The organism is Pedobacter jejuensis (assembly GCF_003725795.1).
Taxonomy (GTDB): domain Bacteria; phylum Bacteroidota; class Bacteroidia; order Sphingobacteriales; family Sphingobacteriaceae; genus Pedobacter; species Pedobacter jejuensis.
On the sequence record NZ_RBEE01000023.1, the window covers coordinates 283,063 to 307,987 of the forward strand.

Consider the following 24,925-nt stretch of genomic DNA (forward strand, 5'->3'; position numbering starts at 1 on the left):
AGTTTAAAACGATGTTTCAGCAAGTCGTTTGTAGTTCTTTATCGCTTTAATAATTCCATTTACAATTTCGCTTTGTCCTTCCGGTGAATTCATATAATCTTCTTCTTCAGGATTACTAACGAAACCAATCTCCGTTAAAACCGCTGGCATTGATGCTCTGGCCAAAACTGCAAGGCTTTTTTCTTGTACACCTCTATTAATTCTACCAACGTTAATGTATTCTTGCTGCAACATCGATGCAAATTTTAAACTCCTTTCGCGATTTGTTTGCTTCATAATTGATAGCATGATATCGTTTTCAGGTGTATTTGCAATAAAACCTTCGTAGTTCTTTTGGTAGTTATCTTCTAAAAACATGGATGCGTTTTCACGTTTGATAACTTCATCTTGCTCGCCTAATCTCCTTGTACCCGAAACGAAGGTTTCTGTTCCTCTTGTTGACGTACTTTTTGATGTAATCGTTCTATACACAGGAACTTTGCGACCTTTAACTTTCTTGTAGTAATCAACCACGCGAGAAACCCGAACAGGCATATCATTAAGGTGGATAGAAATAAACAAATCTGCCTTCGCATTATTGGCTATATTTATTCTTTCATATAAAGGAATAAAAACATCTGTTTCTCTGGTATATATTATCCGAATGTCTTGTATACTGTCTTGAATTGCTTTTCCAAGATTTAATGCTGTTTTTAAAGCAACATCTTTTTCTTTAGAATAAACCCCATGTGTGGCGCCATCTTTACCGCCGTGGCCGGCATCAATAACAATTGTTTTAATTTTATATTCTTGCGCAATAGCTTGATTATCAATTGTATTGAAGAGTGTTAAACAAATAATAAGTGTTAAAAGGTTTTTAAGATACATCAATGGTATATTTTTCACTAATTTTGAACGTTTTTGATTAAACATTTGTGCAAAAATAACATTCAAATACGAATTTGAAACTTCTTAGCAATTCTATTTTACTAATTTCTGTCATTTTATTAACATTCTATGTTGGTAAAGCTAACGCATATTCTGGATTTTCATTGCAGCAACTTGTACAACAAGATACTTCTAAGAAGGATACAACTAAAATCAAAGTAAAAAATAATAGCGATCTTGATAAGAAGATCGAATACAAAGCCACTGATTCTGTAAGGTTTAGCAAAGACAAAAGCATCATTTATATGTATGGAAATGCCAGAGTTATTTATGGCGATTTTGAATTGGATGCTGATTATATTCGTTACGACCAGAAAAATAATATTATTTACGCAAGCGGGAAAACGGACCCGAAAACGAAAAGATACGTTGGTAGACCAATTTTTAAATCGGGTACAGAAGGTTCGGCGGTAGCAGATTCGTTATACTATAATTCTGCTACAACTAGGGCAAAAGTTTACGGTGTATATTCTGAACAAGAGGGTGGGTTCTTTTCTGGCGGACAAAGTAAAAAGCAAGTAGATAACGAGTTACACATTAAAAATATGATGTATAGCACGTGTAATTTGCCACATCCGCATTTCGGTTTAATGATTAGCAAAGGTATTGCAACTGAAAAGCAGATAATTACTGGACCGGTTTATATGCAAATTGAAGATGTACCAACACCATTTGCTTTACCCTTTGCTTTTTTTCCAAAAACAAATAAAAGAACTTCAGGTATTATATTACCTACACCGGGAGAGGATGCATCTCGTGGATTTTTCCTTCAAAATGCGGGATATTATTTAGGCTTAAACGATTATTGGGATGCTAAATTAATGGGAACGATCTATACAAATGGTTCTTACGAGGCAACTTTAAGTAGTAATTATATAAAACGATATAAGTTTAATGGAAACATTAACCTTAATTATGCCAATACTAAAAATGGTATTCAGGGGCAAGAGAACATTGGTAAAAATTTCCGGATAGGTTGGTCGCATAGTCAAAACCCAAATGCAAGCCCTGGTTCTACATTTACCGCAAGTGTAAACGTAAGTTCAAGTACATATTATCAAGCCACCGCTGCCAATACCACTTATGATCAGAGAGCTATAGCAACAAATACATCAACAAGTAGTATTGCGTATTCAAAAGTGTTGGCTGGTGGTTTATTCAATTTTAGTACTGCCTTAAGTGCGCAACAAACTTTTAGCACCAGGCAAATATATTTGCAATTGCCACAGTTTAACTTAAACATGTCCACTATAAGTCCGTTTGATTCGAAAAACAGAAGTGGTGAACAAAAGTGGTATCAAAAAATTACGGTCGGCTATAGTTTGCAGGGTAACAACACCATTAGTACAGCCGACAGTGTTTTGTTTAAACCTGAAGGATTAAGAAGGCTTCAAACAGGTTTTAGCCACAGTATTCCTATCGGGATGAATTTTACTTTATTAAAATATTTAACCTTTAGTATGGGTGGTACGTATAATGAAGTTTGGAATTTTCAATCGATAAATAAAAGATTTACTACGTTTACAGATGGAACTTACACATCAAGAATTGATACTTTAAGCGGTTTTAAACGAGGTGGAAGTTATAATTTGTCAACCAGCATGTCAACGAAAGTGTATGGTAAAACAAGAGAATTTAAAAATCTGGGCAACATTCAGCAACTGCGCCATGTAATGACACCTTCTGTTAGTTTTAGTTATTCACCAGATTTTACCGACCCAAGCAAAGGCATTTTTAAAGAAGCAATAGATCAGAATGGCAAGTTTATAATAAACCCAAGTACAGGCAGACCAGTAACCTATTCCAGTTTAGAAGGCATGGCATATCCTGGTTCTTTTTCAACAGAACAAGCCTCTATTGGTTTTATTTTAGATAATACGACAGAATTAAAAGTTCGGTCACCTAAAGATACTACAGGAACCGGCTTTAGAAAGATTCCAATTATACAGGGTTTAAGTTTTAGTGGTTCGTACAACCTATTGGCTCCATCAAAAAAACTAACTCCGATTAGCTTTAGTGGTCGTTCGCAGTTTACCGATAAGTTAGGTATAAATTATAATGGCACTTTAAATCCTTATGTGCTTCGCGATTCAACAAATAATGGGGCATTTGTTCAAAACGTAGAGATTGACAGGTATTTTTGGCAAGACGGAAAATACTTCCCTAGATTAACCAATTTTGGTTTCTCTTTCGATTATGGATTTAATGCTGCTGCTGTTAAAAAGAAGAATGAAAATTATGATGCATTAAAGGGGCAGGTTGAAAAACAAGGTATGACGCCTTTGCAATCAGAACAGCTTAATGCAATCAATCGTGATCCAAATGCTTTCGTTGATTTTAACATTCCCTGGAATTTCGCCTTTCAATACAGGTTTGATTATACGAACAATTTAGGCGTTAGCACAATTACAAATACATTAAACTTTAATGGTGATTTTAATTTAACACCAAAATGGAAATTCACTTTTAACTCTGGTTACGATTTTAAAAACCAGGGTTTAACACCAATGAACATTGCCATTTACCGCGATTTGCATTGTTGGGATATGAGTGTAAACTGGATTCCATACGGTGCTTATAAAAGTTATTCTGTAACGATAAAAGTAAAATCATCTATACTACAAGATTTAAAATTGAGTAAAAGACAAGGTTTTTATAACACCTACCAATAAAAATATGTTAGCCGAAATTATAACCATTGGCGATGAAATCCTCATTGGCCAAATCGTAGATACCAATTCTGCCTGGATGGCAAAACAGCTTAATTCTATAGGTGTATCCGTAAAGCAAATCACATCTGTATCTGACGATGAAACTCATATTTTACAGGCACTAGCTGATGCTGAAAAACGAGCAGAAATTATTTTAATTACTGGAGGATTAGGTCCTACGAAAGATGATATTACTAAAAAAACATTAGCAAAGTATTTCGGAATGGGTTTTAGAAGGGATGAAGGTGCGCTCGAAATGGTGACTTCCATCTTTAAGAAATACAATCGCCCATTGCTTGATATTAATATGCAACAAGCTGATGTTCCTGATGGTTGTGAGGTCATTGTAAACAGAAATGGAACAGCACCTTGTATGTGGTTTGAACAAAATGACAAGATTTTTGTATCCATGCCCGGCGTTCCGTATGAGATGATGTATTTAGTGGATGATGAGATTTTACCTCGGATTACCAGTCGTTTCAAACTTCCATCTATCGTTCATAAAACCATCCTTACAGCAAATATTGGCGAATCTTTTTTAGCCAAAGAAATTGAAGACATTGAGGACAATTTACCAGCCCATATTAAATTAGCTTATTTGCCTAAACTTGGTCAGGTACGTTTGCGTTTATCTGCTAAGGGAGAAAATGAAACTAACTTAAAAGCGGAAGTTGATGAATATGCCAATCAAATCATAGCAAAAGTTAAAAAATTTGTAGTTATAGATGATGACGTTCCATTGGAGAAAGCCATTATCGACATCATGAAAAAGCAAAGCTTAACTTTGTCAACTGCAGAAAGTTGTACCGGTGGTTATATCGCACATTTAATAACGCAGCATCCAGGCTGCTCTTCAGTTTATTGGGGTGGTGCTGTTGCGTATGCTTACGAGTTGAAAGAATCAATTTTGGGTGTTAAAGAAAGTACATTAACTAAATTTGGGGCTGTAAGTGAAGAAACCGTAACCGAAATGGCCGAAGGTGCAGTTAGACAATTCAAAACCGACTATTCTATTGCGGTAAGTGGAATTGCCGGACCGGACGGAGGAACAGAAGACAAGCCTGTTGGTACCGTATGGATTGCAATTTCAAGTAAAAATAAAACGGTTGCTAAAGTGTTTAATTTCAGCAACAAGCGTATTCAAAACATCGAACGTTCTGCTGCTTCAGCATTAATGATGTTATTAAATCTACTTAGAGAAGACCAACACAACGAATAAAAACTGTATTTTTGTCGCAATACCAATATATAATACTGTTATAAAATATGGCTCAATACGAACTGTTATTACCAAAAATGGGTGAAAGTGTTGCTGAAGCAACAGTTATTAAATGGTTAAAACAACCTGGTGATTCTATCGATTTGGATGATACCATCTTAGAAATAGCAACAGATAAGGTGGATTCTGAAGTGCCATCACCAGTTGCAGGAAAGTTAGTAAAACAACTATTTAAAGAAGATGAGGTTGCACAAGTTGGCGATGTTATCGCTATAATAGAAACCGATGGTGGAGGTGATGTAAAAGTTGAAGAACCAGCTAAAACTGCACCTATAGTTGAGGAAAAACCAGAAACCATTCCGGGTATAGAGCAATTGCCAATTGAAAAAGCTGTTGTTCAAAATGATTCCAATTCGTCTGACCGTTTTTATTCTCCATTGGTAAAAAGCATTGCCGCACAAGAAAATATTTCTATGCAGGAACTTGATACCATAAAAGGTTCAGGTGCTGATGGTCGCTTGAATAAAGATGATTTGTTAAGTTATGTTGCAAGTAAAAATGGTGGTCAGGCAATTTCTGCTAAAACAACTGAAGAGGCTAAACCAGCTCAAACTGTTGTAGAAAAGGCAGCTCCAAGTCCATCACCAATACCAAATAAAACGTCTGTAACATCTGTTTCCGGTGGCGATGAAATCATTGAGATGGATAGAATGCGTAAACTTATTGCCGACCATATGGTGATGAGTGTACAAACTTCTCCGCATGTAACTTCATTTGTTGAAGCCGATGTAACTAACATGGTTTTGTGGCGAAACAAAGTAAAAAACAGCTTTGAAAAACGTGAGAATGAAAAAATTACATTCACACCAATTTTTGTAGAGGCCGTAGCTAAAGCAATAAAAGATTTTCCGATGGTAAATGTTTCTGTTAATGGAACGCAAATCATCAAAAAACGCGATATTAATATAGGAATGGCAGCAGCTTTACCAAGTGGTAACTTAATCGTTCCGGTAATTCGAAATGCCGACCAGCTTAATCTTGTAGGGTTAACTAAAGCTGTAAATGATTTGGCTGGAAGAGCAAGGATTTCTAAACTAAAACCAGATGAAACTCAAGGTGGAACTTTCACATTAACAAATGTGGGTACTTTCGGGAATGTGATGGGAACACCAATCATTAACCAGCCACAAGTTGCCATTTTAGCGGTAGGAGCCATTAAAAAGAAACCAGCTGTATTAGAAACCGAACATGGTGATGTTATCGCAATTCGCCACATGATGTTTCTATCTTTATCGTATGATCATAGAGTTGTTGATGGCTCTTTAGGTGGAATGTTTGTACGTAGAGTAGCCGATTATTTAGAAAATTGGGATTTCAACAGAGAGATTTAATCAGGAATTTAAAGATTTCAAAAGCCCGTTAATATTTTAAACAATAAAATGCTAGATTCAATTTTAAAATCGATAGTTTCAGATAACGTGTTGCATGCCAAATGGTTAAATACTTTATCTTATATGGAAAATGCAGGTGCAAAAAAGATTTCAGCATCTGAGCATAAAGAAAATGTTAATTTGATTATTCTTAAACACGCTGCTGAAGAACATAGGCACGCATACTATCTAAAAAAACAACTTTCTAAATTGGATGAATCGCTCTGTAGAACATATACCAATGCAGAATTGCTTTCACCAAATCAAACCAAATACTATTTACGTGCATTGGACATTGCCGTTTGTAGGTATTTAAAAGCAGAATTTAATTTATCAGGCTACGAACTAAAATTTGCTGCCTATCTTTTTGTTACTTATGCAATTGAAGTTCGTGCCGATGAACTTTATCCAATTTACCAATCTGTTTTAGATGATGCAAAAAGTAAAGTAAATGTGAAATCAATCATTTTAGAAGAAGAAGGACATTTAGAGGAAATGATTAATCAATTGGCTGGCTTTTCTAGTGATTGGGAAAAATATGCAGCTGAAGTAATTAAAATTGAGCAGAGTTTATTTGATACTTGGGTTGAAGCAATACAAGAAGATTTGGGCGTTGTAGCTTAATTTTTCCTGTGATTGGGATTTATATCAACAAAACTCATTAAATAATTTTATAGTTAACCGCAAAGTACACGAAGAAGATGCGCAGAGAAACGTAAAGTTGGGCGTTCAAAATTATATCATAATTGTGTAGTTGGTCGTTATTGTGAGAAGGATTTTCCAGCAGAAGAATTAATCACAATCTTTTACAAGTTAGTTAAAGCATTAAACCTTTACCACACTATTTGGCGTTACTGCAAATATTTCTTCGCTGGCTTTAGGGTAAATATTATATAAACCTGTAAATGTGCTGAAGGCAGGTAGAACAGCATATTCATTACCAAAATAAAAGCATGGGAATTTTAACCGTTGCTTTGCTTTACCCACAATAGTTACACCCGGATGAATATGCCCGCTAATGGGGTACAATTCTTCTTCCGTACATTTTGGGGCGTCGTGAATAAAACAAAAAGGACCCAGACAAAAACTTGGCTCGTGGATATCAATATTCATTGATGCATAATCAGCATTGGCTAATCTATCATGATTGCCTTTCACTAGTAGGAAATTTAAATCTTTATAGTGCTTTCTCCATTCAGAAAACTCATCAATGTCGGTGTTTAGGCCATGATGAAACATATCACCATTAATTAATAATGTTTTGGGTTGATATTTTTCGATAAGCAAACCTAATCTTTGCAAATCATTTTGTGCAATGGTAGATGGGACTTGAACACCAGCCGAACGGAAATGCGCAGATTTGCCCAGATGCAAATCGCTAATGGCTAAAAGTTGATGTTGTGGTAAATATAAAGCCCTTTCTTTATCTAAAATCAGTTCTTCACCGTGGCTTGTTATGGTCATTAATTATTCGTTTTTCTAAGTGATGCATTCCATCCCAGCTAAGCCTGAGTAGAAAATCTTCGTTCAACTTTGAACCGGCCTAACAAATTTTTGGGAGAGTAGATGCAAGGCCTACTCACTTACTTTAATACAAAAATTTTCAGCCGGCAATTTTGTTTCTTTTGTTGCCAAAAGAAAAAAGCCTGTCCGGCCAGGACCAAATACTTATTTTATTTTCTCCGATTCTGCTTTCATTCTCGCAATTCTTTGTTCCAATTCTTCCGAACTCATATTTTCCCTCAAACTATCTACTTTTATCGGGAAAGATAGTGGTGTAAAGCTTTTAGGATTGGTAATAATCACCTCACTATTCTGAATCCTTTCTAAAGCTGCAGCCAGTCTTGGTTCTTCCAATTGCTGATAAAAAACTTCATCGTATGCTTGTCGCAAAAGTAAATTATGTTTGTCGTAATCGCTAAAAACATTAAAAAATAAACCTGCAGATGACTGTAGATGTTTATTTGCAACATATTTGCCAGGGTAACCTTGAAAAACCAGACCAGAAATACAAGCAATATCCCTGAATTTCCGTCGTGCCATTTCAGTAGAGTTAATACTCAATGTAATATCTTCCGTTAAGTTTTTTGGCGAAAATACTTCATAGGCAATTGATCCATCCATGGGGATTTCAATATCACTTAAAAGTTCAAAACCGTAATCGTTCATCGCTATAGAAAAACTAATGGGCAGCAACTTACTTAATCGATAAGCCACTAAAGCGGCTAAAACTTCATGCACCAATCTGCCTTCAAAAGGATAAGCAAAAAGATGAAATCCCTCTTTATTATTGATGAGCTCAATTAATAATTCATCATTTCTTGGTACATGAGAGCGTTTTTGTTGAAGTAAAAACAAAGGATAAACCACATCCAGTTCTTCGTCTTGGTGGGTTTTATCTAAAGCCTCATTATATTTTTTACGCAAAACCGAGCCAAGATTAGAAGATAGAGGTAGCCTACCACCATTCCAGCTAGGTGAAATTGCATTATGTTGTTTGCTTACGCGAACAATCACCGTCATATCTTTTACATGTATAAATTCTAAAACCCTTCCTGCTAAGCGAAAATTATCGCCGGCTTTTAACCGGGTAACAAAATACTCCTCCACCATACCGATGTAACCACCAGAAAGGAATTTTACTTTCAGCATTGCGTCGCTTACAATGGTACCAATATGCAAACGATGGCGCATGGCAAGCTGCCTGCTTTTTACTTTCCACAGCCCATCTTCATCTTTGGTAACCTTTTTAAATTCGGTGTAAGCGCTCAAACTATCTCCACCCGAAGTAATGAATTGCATCACCCAAGTCCATTCTTCGGGCAATATCATTTTAAAAGCATGGGTGTTTTTAATTTCTTCGTAAATAATTTTGTCATCAAAGCCATCGCCAATGGCAAGGGTAACCAGGTACTGAATTAAGGTGTCAAAAACCATAATAAAAGGTTCGCGACTTTCTATATTGTTGTTTTTTGCAGCCTCTTTAATTGCAGCAGCTTCTACTAATTCTAAGGCATGAGTAGGAAGAAAATAAATTTTTGAAACCTCGTGAGGTGAGTGCCCCGAGCGACCAGCCCGTTGCAAAAACCGGGCAACACCTTTCGGCGAACCTACTTGCACAACCGTATCTACAGGCTTAAAATCAACACCTAAATCTAACGATGATGTTGCAATAACAGCCTTTAACTGACCAGTATGCAGCGCATCTTCAATCCAGTTTCGAAGTTCAAAATCTATAGAGCCGTGGTGAATGGCAATTCTACCGGCCAATTCGGGTTCTAAATTAAGCAAATGCTGGTACCACATTTCCGATTGCCCACGGGTATTGATGAAAATTAATGTGGTTTTGCTTTTCTCAATAATGGGTAAAAGTTTGTAAGCCAATTTTAAACCCAAATGCCCGGCCCAGGGCAAAGTTTCAATATCATCTGGTAAAATCGATTTGATAATAATTTTCTTTTCTAAATCGGCCTTAATAATAATTCTTTTGGCGGTTTCGTCAGGTTCTAAAACATCCAAAGCCTCATCAATATTTCCAATGGTCGCAGAAATTCCCCAAACACGCAAAAATTGGTTTTTTTCTAATTTTTGCAACCCTTTTATTCTCGAAACTGCAAGTTCTACCAACACGCCACGTTTGCTGCCCAAAAGTTCATGCCATTCATCAGCCACTATACATTTAAGGTTTTTAAATAATAACGATGAACCTTTTTGAGCCAAAAGCAGATGCAAACTTTCGGGCGTTATCAATAAAATTTCGGGCATCGATTTTTTCTGCTGAACCTTTTCTGCTTGCGAAGTATCGCCATTTCTAACGCCAATATGCCAATCTAAATCCAGTTCTAGCAAAGTTTCTCGCATGGCTCTGGCTAAATCTTTGGCTAAAGAACGCAATGGCGTAATCCACACCAATTGCAAACGGTCTTTTGCTTTTTTGTTGCTCGCTTCCGATGCATTTAAAGCCTCAATTACTATCGCCAAAAACAAAGAGAATGTTTTACCAAAACCTGTAGGAGCATTAACCAAACCACTATAACCGTTGAGGTAATGTTGCCAAGCATCTTCCTGAAACTGAAAAGGCTTACGCTTATTGGCTTTAAGCCAAGTTTTTATCTTTTTATAACCCTTAGTTTTGGTTTGGTCCATGCTTAAATGTTGCGCTGATATTTTTTAAATTTAATTTTAAGAAAAGCAATTGCAGTAATTCTTCGGTTGCATCAGTCCCGCCATTTGCTGCAATCTTTTTGCCTAATTGTACTTTCTTTATTGCTGTTGCAACCATTAAAGATGGTACAATCTCATTCAGTTAAACGCGGCAAAAAGTATTTACGCGTCTGTCGGGTTTAAGGTAGCAAGGTAAACCTAAGCAATTTAAACCTGACAGCAGTGTGAACGAAACATCTACTTAAGAGATTGCTTCGTACCTCACAATGACGAAAGCTTTACATTGTCGACGCCAGCAATTGTCTTAAATCTTCTAAAGTGTTAATTTCTGCGGCTTTTTTATCTTTTCGCCAACGTAAAATCCTGGGGAAACGAAGGGCTAATCCTGCTTTGTGTCGCTTACTTTCGGCAATTCCCTCAAAGGCTATTTCGAATACCAATTCGGGTTTTACGGTTCGCAACGGACCGAATTTTTCAATTGCATTTCTGGTTACGAACGAGTTCACTTCCTTAATTTCTTTATCTGTTAAACCAGAATATGCCTTCGCAATGGTAACCAGATTTTCACCATCACGAACTGCAAAAGTATAATCTGTAAAAAAGTTGGCTCTACGTCCGCTACCTTTTTGTGCATAAATCATCACCGCATCAACCGTGTAAGGATTAATTTTCCATTTCCACCAATCGCCACGTTTGCGGCCGCTGTGGTAATGAGAACTAAGCTTTTTAAGCATAATTCCCTCACTATTAATGGAGCGTGAGGTTTGCCTTAATTCGGCAAGTTCTTCCCAGTTTTTACATTCGATAACAGGAGAGAGGATAACCGCACTTTCTTCTAAACTGCCAATTAATTGTGTTAATATTTTTCTTCTTTCGCTAAGGGTTTGCTCACGAAAATCATTGGCTTCAAATTCTAAAATATCATAAACAAAAAATCCGATTGGCGCATCTTCCAATTGTTTTTTGCTAATCGTTTTACGATTTAAACGCTGTTGTAAAGTGCTGAACGATAAAACCTGCTTATCTTGAACGGCAAGAATTTCTCCATCTAAAACCACACCATCGGGTAAAACATCAATCAAAAAATGCAATTCTGGGAATTGCTCTGTCACCAATTCTTCCCCACGACTCCAAATAAAAAGTTCGCCGTTTCGCTTTACAATTTGCCCGCGAATACCGTCCCATTTCCATTCGGCTTGCCACTCAGAAATATCGCCAAGTTTATCTGTCTCTTGCTCTAACGCATAGGCCAGGCAAAATGGGTATGGCCACGAATTATCGGTATTTACATGTACACCATTAATCAGCTCGGTAAATGTAATTTCGTAAGGATTCCATTTACCCATAATGCTGTGCATAATTTGAGCGCTATCCAAACTGCTTTGTTTGGCAAGTGCATTTACCAGCATTTTATTAGAAACACCAATTCTAAAATTACCAGAAATGAGTTTATTAAAGATGAAACGTTCTTGTGTTTCGAGTGTATTCCAGGCGTTTAAAATAAAATTCTTTTTGGTTTCGTCGTCTTTTCCTTCTAAGTCATGCAAATCTTCAATCCATTTGTGGAGTTGAAAATCAGATGTGTTTTCGGCAGGTGGAAGGAGTAGGGCAATGGTTTCGCTTAAATCGCCTACATTAGAATAGCTTTCAGAAAATAACCATTCGGGTGTTTGAGTAATTTCAATGGCCCAATATTTTAGTAAAGCCGATTTTATTGGTCGCCTGGGTTTTTTACCTGTAAATAAAGCCACCACCCAAATTTTATCTTTATCATCTGCATAATTGAAATAATCTACCAGCGCTGCAATTTTATCGTTGGTTTTATTGCTCAGTTCGAGCTGTTGGATAAGTTTTGCAAAACGTTTCATTCTGATTTTTGATTATTGGTTTCAGAATTTTGATTTTCAGCATCAGCTAAATCAACCTTATTTTCTTCATCATCTTCCTGACCGAATTTAGTAATGACTTCTTCGGATTCGATGCCGCTATCATTTAAAAACCTGCTGAAAGCTGCAGTAAAACCATGGGTAACATAAACTTTTTCTGCTTCGGTTGCGGTAATTGCCTCCATTAAGCCTGTCCAATCGGCATGGTCGCTTAATGCAAAACCTGCATCGGCACTTTGCCAGCGACGATGCGCCCGAACCTGCATCCAGCCAGAACATACACCTGTAACCGGATGCGATAGGTTTTTAATCCAACGGCTATCCCTCATGGCCGGCGGAACAATTACAATGCCTTTCTGTAATTCATCCTTTGTAGTTTCTGGGGTAATTCTGATGGTTTCTGGTAAGTTTACACCAGCATTAATTATTACCTCGTTTAGGTTAGCAATACTGTTGTGAACATAAATTGGCACATCGCCAGCCAAATTTTTAATTAGCCGTTGCGCTTTACCTAAGCTGTAAGCAATTAACACACTGGTTTTTTGATTTTGAATATTGTCGCTAATCCAGCTTTTAATGCCATCGAACACAATATTTTGCTTTTGCCATTTGTAAACAGGCAAGCCAAAAGTGCTTTCAGATACAAATGAATGGCATTTTACCGGTTCGTAAACATCACTAATGCCATCGTCTTCTGTTTTATAATCGCCAGAAATTACGCAAATTTCTCCTTTATACTCTAACCGAACTTGTGCAGAACCAATAATATGCCCTGCCGGAAAGAATGAAATATTTACTCCATTTCGAACAATGCTTTCGCCATAATTAAGCGTTTCTACGTCTAAATCTTCGCTAATTCTGCGTTTAATAATCGGTTTGGTAAGTGTATGGCAGAGGTAATGTTTATTGCCAAAACGAACATGGTCGCTATGGCCATGCGTAGTTACTGCATAATCTACTGGCCACCAAGGGTCTACGTAAAAATCTCCTTGCTTACAATAAATGCCTCTTTTGGTAAATTCGATTAATGCCATGGCTATATAACAACAGATTGAAATATAAGTTTTTTATTAATATCTGCTAATTAGCAGATAAATCTAAATATCTGCTAATTAGCAGATAAATTAAAATATCTGGTAATTAGCAGATATTTTTTGAAGTTTGATAAAATAGTAGGATATTGTACTATGATTTGCATTATAACAGGCGATATTATAGGCTCAAGAAAGATTAAAGATAGCTGGTTAATCAGTTTAAAAAAAGCTTTACAAACTGTTTCGGGACAAAATGATAAGTGGGAAATATTTCGTGGAGATAGTTTTCAAATAGAAGTTGAACCAGAAAATGCCATCCGAACTGTCGCATATTTAAAGGCTTGCATCAAAATAAATAAACCTGCAGATGTAAGGATGGGAATTGGCCTTGGCGAGGCAAAAAATAAACGTAAAAAGCTTTCTGAATCAAGTGGTGATGCTTTTGTAAATTCGGGAATTGCTTTCGATGGTTTAAAACAGGCTAAAGTTAATCTTGCAATCAAAACTGATTACCCGGATTTTGATGAAGAAATTAATATTTTAATTAAATTGGCTCTAATTGCTATGAACGGTTGGGGCGTGGTGGCTGCCGAAATGGTTAAACTAGCTTTAGAGCATGAGCATGTATCGCAAAATGAATTGGCTGCACTTTCAGGAAGAACACAGCCGCTGGTAAGTGGAGCTTTAAAACGTGCCAACTATTCGGAGCTAATGGAAATGGATAAACTATACCGAAAAAAATTAAACCAAATGCGCTCTAAATAATGGAAATCTATTTAATCAAAATTATTATTGCTCATTTAATTGGCGATTTCTTTTTGCAGCCAAATGCTTGGGTAAAAGATAAGGAAAGGAAAAAACTTAAATCAGCTAAGCTGTATTTACATGTACTGCTGCATGTAGTTTTGATATTTGTTGTTTTCTTAAGTTTTAATGTGTGGAAAGTAGCCTTATCCATTGGTGTTTTGCATTTTGTTATTGATGCTTTAAAATCATTATTTCAAACCAAGAAAAACGCTCGTATATTATTTTTTGCCGACCAGATTTTACATATCAGTTCGATTGTATTGGTTTGGCATATATTTTACAAAGGTTATTTAGACATCAGTTTTTTAAGTGAAACCAAAACATGGTTTTTAATTTCAGGAGCGTTATTTCTAACTATGCCTACTTCCATCATTATGAAAGTAATAATTGCGAAATGGCTGCCAGAAAGTGACGACGAAAGTCCGAAATCGCTGCAAAACGCAGGTAAGTATATTGGTATTTTAGAACGTGTTTTGATTTTTGTTTTTATTCTAACCAATCATTTTGAGGCTGTTGGTTTTCTACTTGCCGCTAAATCTATCTTCCGTTTCGGAGATTTAAAAGAGGCACATGATTTGAAATTAACGGAATATGTTTTAATTGGAACGCTGCTAAGTTTTGGAATTGCAATAGTTGTATCGTTCGGGATTTCAGGATTATTGAAGTAATTTAGATAAACAAAAATTTCATATCTTCTTATTGTATTCAACTTTTCAAAATATTCTATCGAAGGTAATAAAACAATCTACATTTATAATGCTTTTTAAGCAGAAGGAGATATCTTTTCACCTAAAATATTTGCGTTTCGAACCCTATGATATGGATACTTTAGCTTAAACCTATAAGGTTTTTAAAACCTTATAGGTTTAAAAAGATTGAAATAAAAAGCGGGGCTATCGAAACCGATTCCCCGCTGTAATTGCTTTACAAAATCTATTTATTTTGCTCCTGGTGGGCAATTATCTTTTAAAAACTTGGTGTAGGTAAGCGATAAATGCTCACTTGTTCCTTCACCTTCGGATATGCTGTGTGTGCGATTTGGATAGCTCATTAACTGAAAAACCTTTTTGTTTTTAATCAACTCGTTAATTAGCATTTCGGCGTTTTGGTAATGCACATTGTCATCGCCAGTACCGTGAATGTACAATAAATTGCCTTTTAGATTTTTAGCATACGTAATTGGCGAACCTTTTACATAGGCCTCTTTGCTTGGGAAAGGTGTACCCATGTAACGCTCCTGATAAATGTTATCATACGTTAGTTGGTTACCTGCCGCTGCAATGGCGATGCCTGTTTTGTAAATTTCGGGATATTGGAACATCAGATTTAAGGTTGATGAACCACCACCGCTCCAACCCCAAACGGCTACGCGGTCTTTATCCATAAATGCATTTGTTGCCAATAATTTTTTAGCTGCCATAGCTTGGTCGCGGATATTAATTACACCAATATTTTTGTAAATACTTTTACGCCAAGTTGCACCTTTTGGAACCGGAGCACCACGATTATCCATCGAAATGTAGATGTAGCCATCTTTAGCCATATCGCCTGCATATAAAAAATTACGCCCAGCGCCATAAGTATCGGCAGCGGTTTGTGAGGCTGGCTCGCCGTAAACGTAAAAAACAACCGGGTACTTTTTATCAGGATTAAAGTTATCCGGTTTTTTCATCCAACCATCCATTTCAACTCCATCTTCGGTAGTTACTTTGAAAAATTCTACCTTATTTTTTGGCGCTTCTTGTTTAGATAATTGCGTAGTTAAGCTGCCATCCATAGTAAATGGATTGCCGGTAGTAAAATTCATCCACTCGGTAATTGGTCTAACTGTAGAGCTATTGTACGTGTGGCGGGCAAATGCCGCATTAGGAGAAATGTCGTAATTGTGCGTTCCTGGTAGGATAGACGGCGTAACCTGTTCAAGTTTGCCCTTTCCATCTAATTTAGTTTTGAACAAATATTTCTGCGTAGCATTGGTTGGTGATGCAGTGAAATAAACATAATTGTTTTTCTCGTCGATTAGTTTAACATCGATTACATCATAATTTCCTTTGGTAACCAGGGTTGTTTTTTTACCGTCGCGACTGATTCTGTACAAATGATTCCAGCCATCCTTATCAGAAAGAATGGTAAATTCTTTATTATCGGCTAACCATTTCCATTCATCTTGAGCATCAATCCAAGCTTTTGCGTTTTCGGTATAAATTGCTTTTGCTGTACCAGAAGTAGCATCACAAAGGAAAACCTTACTTTCATTTTGCTCACGACTAAGCTGTTGTAAAATAATTTCATTGCTGTTTGGTACCCATTGCATGCGGGGAATATAGTGCTGAATGTTATCGCCCGGAACATTTAACCAGTTTGTTTTTGCCGATGCTACATCAACCACACCAACTTTACAAGCTGATGGATTTTCGCCAACTTTTGGATACTCTACCGGAATGGTATAAGGATAGATGGAATCGGTGTTATTTATCATCAAGAAATTTTTGATTTTGGTAGCATCAATTTGCCAATAGGCAATGGTTTTGCTATCCGGACTCCACCTGAAACCATCACGGCAATCGAATTCTTCTTCGTAAACCCAATCAAATGTGCCGTTAATCATTCTATCGGTTCCATCTGTTGTTAAAGCTTTAGAACCGGTTCCGTCAACATTTTCTACATATAAATTATGTTTGCTAACGTAAGCTACTTTAGTTCCATCAGGAGATATTTTGGCGAACATTAAAGATGATGCAGGCTTATCTTTACCGATTTGAGTGATTTTGTTTGTTGTTAAATCGGCCAACCAATAATCACCACGGGTATCGTAACGCCAAACTTTTTTACTGTTGGTATAGATTAATGCTTTTTTACCATCATCAGAAAGCTGAAAACTTCTAACTGCTATGGCATTATCTTTTCCAGCAGGAGTTAATAAAGCTTTAGAAATAACTGTTTTTTTATCACTTTTTGGAAGGGTGACAGAAATAATTTCGCCACCAGCAATTTGGTAGTAAGAATTTCCATCTTTTGCCCAGTTTATACTTTGGGCTTGTACATCAAAAATTGCAAATAAGGCTATGCAAGTAATTGATAATCTAAATAATAAATTTTTTATCATAAAAAATAAGGCATAAAAAAAGCTTTTTAACTTTTGGGCTAATTTAAATAAAAAGCCGGCAGTTAAAAAGCCTAATATTAATTGAAAGTGGTTAATTATTCACCGCCACCTTGTTGTTGCATCGCTTTTAATTCAGCATATGTGATTTCATCGTAACCAGCAGGTGCTTTAGTTACAGAAAGTTCACCAACTTTACCTTCAGTTAAAGATTTTAATGTAATTGTTGCTTGTGGAGTATCAACTAAAACAATTGTTCCTTTAACATCCTTAAAATCAGCAGTTGCAATATTTGCTGGAACTTCAACATCTAAAGTAGCCCATAATTCTCCTGTTCCACCTTTATCATCTTTAAATGTGTATTTTTCTGCATTGTAACCAGATACTGTTTTTTTCTCTCCAGTTGCTTTAAAATCAGAATATTTTGGTTTAGCAGCATTAGATTCTTCCATGTCTGCTTTAGTCATTTTTGCAGCATATTGTTTTTGAGCTACAGGAATATCGACCAAAACCATCCCGGTTTGAGATTTGCTATCCATTAAAACACCAATTGCAGCCGGACCAAATTCCATTTCTAACTTAGAAATATCTCCGTTAAATTTTACTTTTTGTTCTTCTGGAGCACCCGGTGCTTCAATTTTATATTTGATACCATAAACAATAGTACCTTCAGACATTTTCTTTTGGGCATGAGCAATAATTGCCGTACTTACGAAGATTAAAGCGACAACGCTTGTTTTGATTGATTTTAACATGTTTTTATTTCAATTTAGTTTTTTACCAGTTAATTTTTTCTTTATTTAAAAATGACGCTATTCCTTTTTTAAATTCATCACTTTCTCTAACACGGGCATTAATTTGAACGGCAGTTTCCAATGTTTTCTCTAACAAAGGATTTGTAGTTTGGCTAATCAGCTGTTTTGTAATCATTAATGAATTGCCAGAACTTCCTGTACACAAACTTAACGCAAATTCTTTAACAGTTTGATTAATTTCTGATGAATTCGTTACAAAATTTATCAAATTATATTTTAATGCTTGCTCTGCTGGGAACGTTTTGCCCGTTAGCAAAATTTCTTTAGCAACGGTTTCGTTTACTTTTTGCACTAAAAAGCAAGAAACGATGGCGGGTACAAATCCAATTTTCACTTCAGTATAGCCGAAGTTGCTCTCTGGAGTTGCAAAAACAATATCGCAAATGGTTGCTAAACCACAGCCACCTGCAATTGCATGACCCTCAACTTGGGCAATTACTATTTTTGGTAAGTAATAAATAGTTGTAAAAAGCCTTTTTAAATGATTAGAATCAGCTACGTTTTCTTCAAAAGTGTTGTGTTGCAACTGTTGAAGATACTCTAAATCTGCACCTGCACTAAATGTACCTCCATTGGCTTTTAAAACTACAACTTTAACTAAATCATCTTCTTCTGCCCGAATAAATGCATTAGTCAATTCAGCAATTAAATTTGGATTTAATGCGTTACGCTTTTCAGGTCGATTAAGGGTGATGGTAGCAATTCTATCTGCTACGCTATACAAAACCAGAGGTTCCATGTTATTGGGTTAGGTGCACCAAATATGCAGGATTTTTCTTTAAAATATGTGGCTCAGCTTTATTATTTTCTGCAAAAGTTTTAAAGATTTTGATTTTGTAATCTTTATTTGTTGCATCAATTAATACGTTTCGATATTTAAGATTTTTTGGGAGATTTTCTAACTTAAATTTAGTATTACCTGTTAACCAAAGACTTGAAAATTTTCCTTTTATCTGTAGTGTTTTATAATTTAAAGATTCGTTTACAATTAGGATGTTGTATTTATCAAAAACAATTTGATTATCCTTTTTAACGAATTGAGTTGAAACGGTATCTTTTGATAAACTGATAAAATCGATTTTGTTAATTTGAGATTGCTCTAATGCAGGTTGAACAAAGTATTGGTAATTTTTGTCATCAACAGATAAATCGGTAATTAAAGTGGTCTGTTTTCCATTTATAAAAGCCGCAGCATAATTTTTTCTTAAGGAAAAAAAGATAATTTTCTTTTGGTGGATAGCCGTCCAATCGTTGTAAAAAACTAATGTCGAATATAATAAATAGACTATCATGGATGTCATGAGCATTCTTACGTTATACCTTGTGAGTGCGTAAATAAACAAACCCAAAGCTAAACTCAACAAAACCAACTCTGGTAAAATTATCCAAACCGACGAAAAGGTAGCGTAAGGCAAGTCAGCAATCCACTTTAAAACAGAATTTGTAAGCACAATTATCCATTTAAAAATGGGTGATAGTTTATCTAAAATAGGAATCAAAACCGTGATTCCTAAAATCATAATGGCGATTAACGGAAGAAAAATAAATAGATTTCCCATCAAGAAATAAACAGGAAACTGATGGAAATAATAAATACAAAGTGGAAAAGTAACCGTTTGAGCAGAAAGTGAAAGCGCAATCAACTCCCAAATTTTATCCAACCATTTATTTTTAACATATAGCCATTTGTAAATTTTTGGTTGAAGATATATCAAGCCGAAAACCGAAACGTAAGATAACTGAAAACCTACATCCCAAACTAAAAATGGATTGTAAACCAATTGGCAAAAAGCTGCAAAAGCGAGCGTGTTGTATCCGTTTTTGTTTTTAGCAAATGTTTTAGCAAAGATGAAGATTGTTATCATAATCGCTGCCCGAACTACAGATGGCGATAAACCAGTGATTAATGCGTAAGTCCATATTAAACTGCAAATCAATACAAATTTGAATATTCTGAGCAATCGCTTTTTGTTCAGGAATGCCAAGCAAAAGTCGAGAATGAAGAAAATTATCGCTACGTGGCTGCCAGAAACGGATAGCGCATGAATGGTTCCTGTTTTTGAATAGGCCGCTAAAGTTTCTTTACTTAAATCGGCCCGATAACCTAAAATTAGCGTTGATGCCACAGCAAAAGCTTCATCATCTTTTATTAGCTTTCTATACTTTGCAATTTGATTTTCCCTTAGCTTTAACGCAAACTTGATAATTGGATTGCCTATATTTCGGTCTGTCTTTAACAAATGATTTTGATTGATGAAAGTTTGCTCATAAATATTTTGACTGGCTAACCAACGTTTAAAATCAAATTCTGCAGGATTGTATGGTGGCTCTACTTCTAAATATTTAGTGGATATAAAAAGTTCATCTCCATATTTTAGCTTTGCAGGATGGATGCTATCTAATTTTAATGCTAATAAAAGCTGCCCGCTAAGCTTGATTTGTTTTGAGCTTTCATAGCCTGAAATTACTCTTGCTTTAAACCTTAAAATATCGTTTGTTTGCTCAGGCTCATCATTTACCCAAATTTTTAAATAGGTATAATTTTTCCTGCCAAAATAATCGGCTTTTAATTTTTCATTATTCAGCAAGCAAAGCAACCCTCCAAAAGCGAAAAAGAACAGGAAGATTAAAACACCCGTGGAACCTTTAAACCTATAAGCATTTAGCTTTTTGTAAAAGATATTGATGAAAAATACTGTTAGAAAAAGTATAGCAGAGATTCCAGCTAAAATCCAAACCGTTTTTTCGCTGGAGAAAAAATAGAATATGCCAATACCAATTATGAACGGCAAAAGAATCCTTGCAAAACGTATTCGGCTTTAAACATTTTTAAAATTGATACCTCAACTGAATTTTTATTTCTGATTTCTTATTTTCCTGTATTTCATCAAGGTAAGAGCCAACAGTTTCCACATCTTTATACATAAACATGGCATATCTTGCCCAAACATTTAATTTTTTAGCGAGATTGTATTTCAAGTTTAAGTAGGTCCTAAATCCTGTTCCACTGTACATTCCAAAAGCAAAACTGTACAAAACATCATCTTCATAAGCGTAAATTCTACTGTTGTAACTCGGCGTATTGAAGTAGGCGATTCTTAAATTTCCTGTGATTTTTGAAAACATTGGCGAGTAATCCACGTCCTGATAAATCAAATAACCAAATTCTCGATTCGCGTCTCCTTTTTTGTATTGAGAAACTTCTACACGGTTTTGAAAACTCCATTTCTTGTTCAGTTGCCAGCTTACTTCAGCACGATAAGCCTCTTTTTTAACATCATCTAAAAAATTAATCGGAACCTCTAAATCTGTATTCTGCTGCTTATTTTCAGTTTTAAATCTGGCTAAAATTTTAAAGGTTTTACTCGGCGTATATACGGCCTGACTTAAAATTTCGTAACCTTTTGATGGCGCATCTACCCGATATTTCAACCATGGAAACTTAAAATAATCGCCATAAAATGAAAATGCCCATCGTTTATTTGGTGTAATGTTCAAGCCTGCATACAAGCCGTTTTCGTTTACTGCTTCGCTTCCCTCCGCCAAACCTTGGTTAAAGAAATTATGGTAATTTTTACCATAACTTCGGTGAGTTATTGCAGCCGAAACCGTTGGTGATAAACTGATTAACGCACCATTTACATACGCTAAACCACTATTTAAGCTTTTACCAATTTCCCCGAAGAAATAAATATTTTGATAGGTATAATTGTAATATGCACCTACATTGGTTAACGAATTGCCCGTAAAACTGAACCTATCATAAATAGCTGTTTGTGTTATAAAATTATTGCTGTATTTGGTGTGGTAGGCAATGGCACCAATTCCTAACCCGTTTTTAGTGTATTGCAATGCCACACCAAAAATCTTCTGACCTAAAGAATTCTTATTTCTAAGTTCTGAAGGTGTTCTATGGTATCCGCTTTGGTTGATGGTAGCTTGAACCAGATTTCCATCAAAATCTACATCCTGGCTAGCATCCAAATTTCTAAATGATACAAAAGGCGTGAGGTCGATATTTTTGTAAAGATTAACAGTTGCTGATGCACCACGTAAAAATGAATATTCATTGGCAGAAGTATAAGGACGTAAGCCTAAATCTTTTTTGGCTACGCTGGTTACATCTGGTCCTTTACCAAACGCAAAACCCGACCACATGGTAATACCCTGGCCAAATTGTAAAGTATAATCGCCAACCACCAATTTTTTAATACGACCAAGCTTGGCTAAAGCAATGTTTCCAGAATAAAAATCGAACGGTTTACCAATAAATTTTTCTCCGGCATCTTTATCTAAAGTTATTGCTGCTGATAAAATACTGCCATAATGATAACGATAGCGGGTTTGAAACCTTTCAGGCGAACCTAAATATCGGTTTCCCGGTAAATCGGTAAAACCTTTTTGCTTTTGTAAAGTTTGCGCAAAACGCATGACCAAATCATTTTCACCTAAACTGAAAATATTCTTAAAAGTAAGTTTTTCGTATTCGGTAGTAGCGTTTAAAGTAACAAAGGGCAATAAAGTTTGAACGGTTCTAACATCAAAACCATCAATGGTTTGCAGTTCCAAAACATCAACAAAATTGCCGTTATTTTTAATGTAGTTGAAAAAACTACTGATTTGCAATGGTGATAAGAAAACCAAAGTTTTCAATTCCTCTGGCGATGTTTTATTCAGATTTATCGGATGTTTACGATATCGGGTTAGCACATCTATCAGCTCTGTCATGTCGTAATCATCAGGGATATTTTCGGCCACACTTTCCAAAATATCACGAACATCAACTTCTTGCTCGGCAATTTGGGCATTTGCAATGAAAGCCATCAATACAAATACAGTTGTTAAAATTCTAAAACGCATAACCAATCGCGATTTGAGGTGCATAACCTAGATTGGCATCGTACGTAGTTGCCATATCTAACAAGAATTTTCTATAATTTAAACCGAAGCCAGCGTATTGTTTAAAGGGTTTTGCACTTAATCCGCCGCGTAAACTGAGTAAATCGATAATTCTGTAATCGATACCTAGGCTAACATCGATAGATTGGTTAAGTATTTTGCTGACTGATGTGGCAATTAAGATTTTATCCGATGCAAAATAACTTGCGCCAACGTTGAAAGTTGTAGGTATTTCGATGGAGATTTGAGTAGCGCTGAACTTTTGCTTTGATGGATTGCTAACAAATGCACCAAAAGTAAAGTAATTATCAAATTGATACAAGGCGCCTATAACTACAGAAAAGCCTGTCGAGGTGCCGTAGTTATTGATTTTAAGCTGATGATAATTTCCATTTAGCGAAAGCGATAATTTCTCGCCAAACTTCTTGGCATAAGCAAAACCAACCTTACTTTCATTATATTCTGAAAAACCATAGCGCTGAAAACTGGCACCAACAAAGTTGTTTTGAAACGGTAAAACTGCAACCAAGGCTTGGGTACTTATTTCGTTGCTAAAGAGATGTTTGATGTAGTTTATTGAAGCAGTAGGTTTTTCAATCGAGGTGATTCCAGATGGATTTGCCTGCAAAGCCCAAACATCGGTAACAGCTGCGCCATTGTTGCCCATAGCCGTAAGCCGCGGACCCAAATTGTTTTGAGCGAATAAATAAAAAGGCGTGAGGGAGATTAACAATACTTTCCATATTTTCATAAAAGGGCGTTAAACCAGTTAAAAAAAATAGGGGTGATTGTTGATTGGTTATTCTAAAATAGAGAAATTTAAATCTAAAACAAAAAGATTGTTGTTGAGATAATAATTGATTAAATTTGATTTACATAAATTGATGATATGGAAGTACAGGTTGACATCGGTTTTGCGCAACTAGTTAAGTTGATAAAAGGTATGCCTCAAAAACAGTGGCTAAAGCTTAAAAAGGAAGTTGAAGAAAAATCTTTAGCAGAACAAGATCGTGAAGATTATAAGGATTTATTATTGAATGGGCCAGTTTTTTCAACTGAACAGCTAGAATCTTTAGAAAATACTAGAAATGCAATTAATGAATGGCGAATAAAATAATACTAATTGATACTTCTATACTTATCGATTATTTTAGGAAATCTGATAAAATCAATTCTAAATTGATTGCTTTATTTGATAAGGGATACGATTTTGTAATCTCTGCCATTACATATTACGAAATTTATTCTGGCGCAAATGAAAATCAACTTAACTTTTGGAATAAATTATTGTTAAAAATTGATGTTTTGCCATTTGATGAACACGCAGCCAAGGCATCAGTAGAAATTAACAATGAGTTAAAAAAGAGTAGGAATCAATTAGCGGTAGCAGATTTATTCATCGCTGGAACGGCACTTTCAAACAATTTATCATTGGCTACATTAAACACCAAACATTTCGAACGCATTAAAAGCTTAGATATTTTAAATCTATAATTCCTGCGATAAATTCACTAAAAATCCTTTAAGTTTTTCAAGTGAATCAATAATTTTCTGGTTTTCTTTTACACCCGATTTGTTATTTTTCAAATGCTCTTTTGCACCTTTTAAAGTAAAGCCTTTCTCATCAACCAAATTGAAAATAATCTTTAAATTCTCAATGTCTTCAGGAGTAAATAATCTGTTGCCTTTCTTGTTTTTCTTGGGTTGAAGAATGTCGAATTCCTTTTCGTAAAAACGGATTTGTGATGCGTTTGCATTAAACATTTCAGTCACTTCGCCCATGGTATAATACATTTTATTAATGTCTCTTTCTTTATACGGCATTATTTGTGCTTGATTATGAGTGCTTTATATCGTTTAATTAATTATTCAAATGTAGCTCGATTTTTCCTGATTAACGCAATAAAATTTTAATTTTGTTCCTCCAATA

At 35.5% G+C, this 24,925-nt stretch carries 21 protein-coding genes; 8 read left to right on the forward strand and 13 right to left on the reverse strand.

Annotated elements, in window-relative coordinates:
• Positions 1-3: 3 nt before the first annotated feature.
• Entirely contained in the window at positions 4-912 is a 909-nt protein-coding gene (locus D7004_RS11980; RefSeq protein WP_244214323.1) for an N-acetylmuramoyl-L-alanine amidase family protein, read from the reverse strand.
• Positions 913-941: 29 nt separating this feature from the next.
• Here D7004_RS11980 and D7004_RS11985 point away from each other — a divergent pair, with 29 nt between their 5' ends.
• Genes D7004_RS11985 through D7004_RS12000 form a run of 4 tightly spaced genes read left to right on the forward strand, consistent with a single transcriptional unit; the run spans position 942 to position 6,911 of the window.
• The gene (locus tag D7004_RS11985) at positions 942-3,599 is read left to right on the forward strand and encodes a putative LPS assembly protein LptD (RefSeq protein WP_123206085.1); all 2,658 of its coding nucleotides are present in this window, start codon (positions 942-944) and stop codon (positions 3,597-3,599) included.
• Between the two features lie 4 nt (positions 3,600-3,603).
• Positions 3,604-4,857: a competence/damage-inducible protein A gene (locus D7004_RS11990; RefSeq protein ID WP_123206086.1), complete on the forward strand. Its 1,254-nt coding sequence runs from the start codon at positions 3,604-3,606 to the stop codon at positions 4,855-4,857.
• Positions 4,858-4,904: 47 nt separating this feature from the next.
• A complete protein-coding gene (locus D7004_RS11995; protein ID WP_123206087.1) occupies positions 4,905-6,248 on the forward strand; it encodes a dihydrolipoamide acetyltransferase family protein in 1,344 nt (447 codons plus the stop codon).
• A gap of 48 nt (positions 6,249-6,296) precedes the next feature.
• Complete coding sequence (locus D7004_RS12000; protein WP_123206088.1) at positions 6,297-6,911, forward strand: hypothetical protein; 615 nt, start codon at positions 6,297-6,299, stop codon at positions 6,909-6,911.
• 201 nt (positions 6,912-7,112) lie between these two features.
• Here the strand turns inward: D7004_RS12000 and pdeM are convergent, their stop codons facing one another.
• The 5 genes from pdeM to D7004_RS12020 all read right to left on the reverse strand — a co-directional run bounded on the left by pdeM (position 7,113) and on the right by D7004_RS12020 (position 13,371).
• Positions 7,113-7,751, reverse strand: a complete 639-nt coding sequence (pdeM, locus tag D7004_RS12005; protein ID WP_123206089.1) for a ligase-associated DNA damage response endonuclease PdeM — start codon at positions 7,749-7,751, stop codon at positions 7,113-7,115.
• A 204-nt stretch (positions 7,752-7,955) separates the two neighbouring features.
• A complete protein-coding gene (locus tag D7004_RS12010) occupies positions 7,956-10,433 on the reverse strand; it encodes a ligase-associated DNA damage response DEXH box helicase (protein ID WP_123206090.1) in 2,478 nt (825 codons plus the stop codon).
• Positions 10,414-10,569, reverse strand: a complete 156-nt coding sequence (locus D7004_RS20675) for a hypothetical protein (RefSeq protein ID WP_167459482.1) — start codon at positions 10,567-10,569, stop codon at positions 10,414-10,416. Before D7004_RS20675 ends, D7004_RS12010 begins: the two co-directional genes overlap by 20 nt.
• Positions 10,570-10,729: 160 nt before the next feature.
• Positions 10,730-12,319 carry an ATP-dependent DNA ligase gene (locus D7004_RS12015; protein ID WP_123206091.1) on the reverse strand — a complete coding sequence of 530 codons (1,590 nt, stop codon included), beginning with the start codon at positions 12,317-12,319 and terminating at the stop codon, positions 10,730-10,732.
• A complete protein-coding gene (locus D7004_RS12020) occupies positions 12,316-13,371 on the reverse strand; it encodes a ligase-associated DNA damage response exonuclease (protein WP_123206092.1) in 1,056 nt (351 codons plus the stop codon). The genes D7004_RS12015 and D7004_RS12020 overlap by 4 nt, the downstream gene beginning before the upstream one ends.
• A 153-nt stretch (positions 13,372-13,524) precedes the next feature.
• Here D7004_RS12020 and D7004_RS12025 point away from each other — a divergent pair, with 153 nt between their 5' ends.
• Both D7004_RS12025 and D7004_RS12030 read left to right on the forward strand, forming a co-directional pair.
• A complete protein-coding gene (locus D7004_RS12025) occupies positions 13,525-14,136 on the forward strand; it encodes a SatD family protein (RefSeq protein WP_123206093.1) in 612 nt (203 codons plus the stop codon).
• Positions 14,136-14,846, forward strand: coding sequence for a DUF3307 domain-containing protein (locus tag D7004_RS12030; protein WP_123206094.1), 711 nt, complete (start codon positions 14,136-14,138; stop codon positions 14,844-14,846). Before D7004_RS12025 ends, D7004_RS12030 begins: the two co-directional genes overlap by 1 nt.
• A 269-nt stretch (positions 14,847-15,115) precedes the next feature.
• Here the strand turns inward: D7004_RS12030 and D7004_RS12035 are convergent, their stop codons facing one another.
• The 6 genes from D7004_RS12035 to D7004_RS12060 form a co-directional block, all read right to left on the reverse strand.
• Positions 15,116-17,284 carry a S9 family peptidase gene (locus D7004_RS12035; RefSeq protein WP_123206095.1) on the reverse strand — a complete coding sequence of 723 codons (2,169 nt, stop codon included), beginning with the start codon at positions 17,282-17,284 and terminating at the stop codon, positions 15,116-15,118.
• A gap of 95 nt (positions 17,285-17,379) precedes the next feature.
• Positions 17,380-18,036: a DUF4412 domain-containing protein gene (locus tag D7004_RS12040; RefSeq protein WP_123206096.1), complete on the reverse strand. Its 657-nt coding sequence runs from the start codon at positions 18,034-18,036 to the stop codon at positions 17,380-17,382.
• Positions 18,037-18,058: 22 nt separating this feature from the next.
• Positions 18,059-18,835 carry an enoyl-CoA hydratase/isomerase family protein gene (locus tag D7004_RS12045; protein WP_123206097.1) on the reverse strand — a complete coding sequence of 259 codons (777 nt, stop codon included), beginning with the start codon at positions 18,833-18,835 and terminating at the stop codon, positions 18,059-18,061.
• Position 18,836: 1 nt separating this feature from the next.
• On the reverse strand, positions 18,837-20,888 hold the full coding sequence (locus tag D7004_RS12050; RefSeq protein WP_123206098.1) for a ComEC/Rec2 family competence protein: 2,052 nt from the start codon (positions 20,886-20,888) through the stop codon (positions 18,837-18,839).
• A gap of 37 nt (positions 20,889-20,925) precedes the next feature.
• The gene (locus tag D7004_RS12055; protein WP_123206099.1) at positions 20,926-22,956 is read right to left on the reverse strand and encodes a ComEA family DNA-binding protein; all 2,031 of its coding nucleotides are present in this window, start codon (positions 22,954-22,956) and stop codon (positions 20,926-20,928) included.
• Positions 22,946-23,746 carry a PorV/PorQ family protein gene (locus D7004_RS12060; RefSeq protein WP_148042792.1) on the reverse strand — a complete coding sequence of 267 codons (801 nt, stop codon included), beginning with the start codon at positions 23,744-23,746 and terminating at the stop codon, positions 22,946-22,948. The genes D7004_RS12055 and D7004_RS12060 overlap by 11 nt, the downstream gene beginning before the upstream one ends.
• Before the next feature lie 138 nt (positions 23,747-23,884).
• Here D7004_RS12060 and D7004_RS12065 point away from each other — a divergent pair, with 138 nt between their 5' ends.
• Entirely contained in the window at positions 23,885-24,112 is a 228-nt protein-coding gene (locus tag D7004_RS12065; RefSeq protein ID WP_123206101.1) for a hypothetical protein, read from the forward strand.
• Entirely contained in the window at positions 24,097-24,489 is a 393-nt protein-coding gene (locus D7004_RS12070) for a type II toxin-antitoxin system VapC family toxin (RefSeq protein ID WP_123206102.1), read from the forward strand. Before D7004_RS12065 ends, D7004_RS12070 begins: the two co-directional genes overlap by 16 nt.
• Here the strand turns inward: D7004_RS12070 and D7004_RS12075 are convergent.
• Positions 24,484-24,819 (reverse strand): MerR family transcriptional regulator, encoded by a 336-nt coding sequence (locus D7004_RS12075; protein WP_123206103.1) that lies wholly within the window; start codon positions 24,817-24,819, stop codon positions 24,484-24,486. The genes D7004_RS12070 and D7004_RS12075 overlap by 6 nt on opposite strands.
• Positions 24,820-24,925 lie beyond the last annotated feature (106 nt).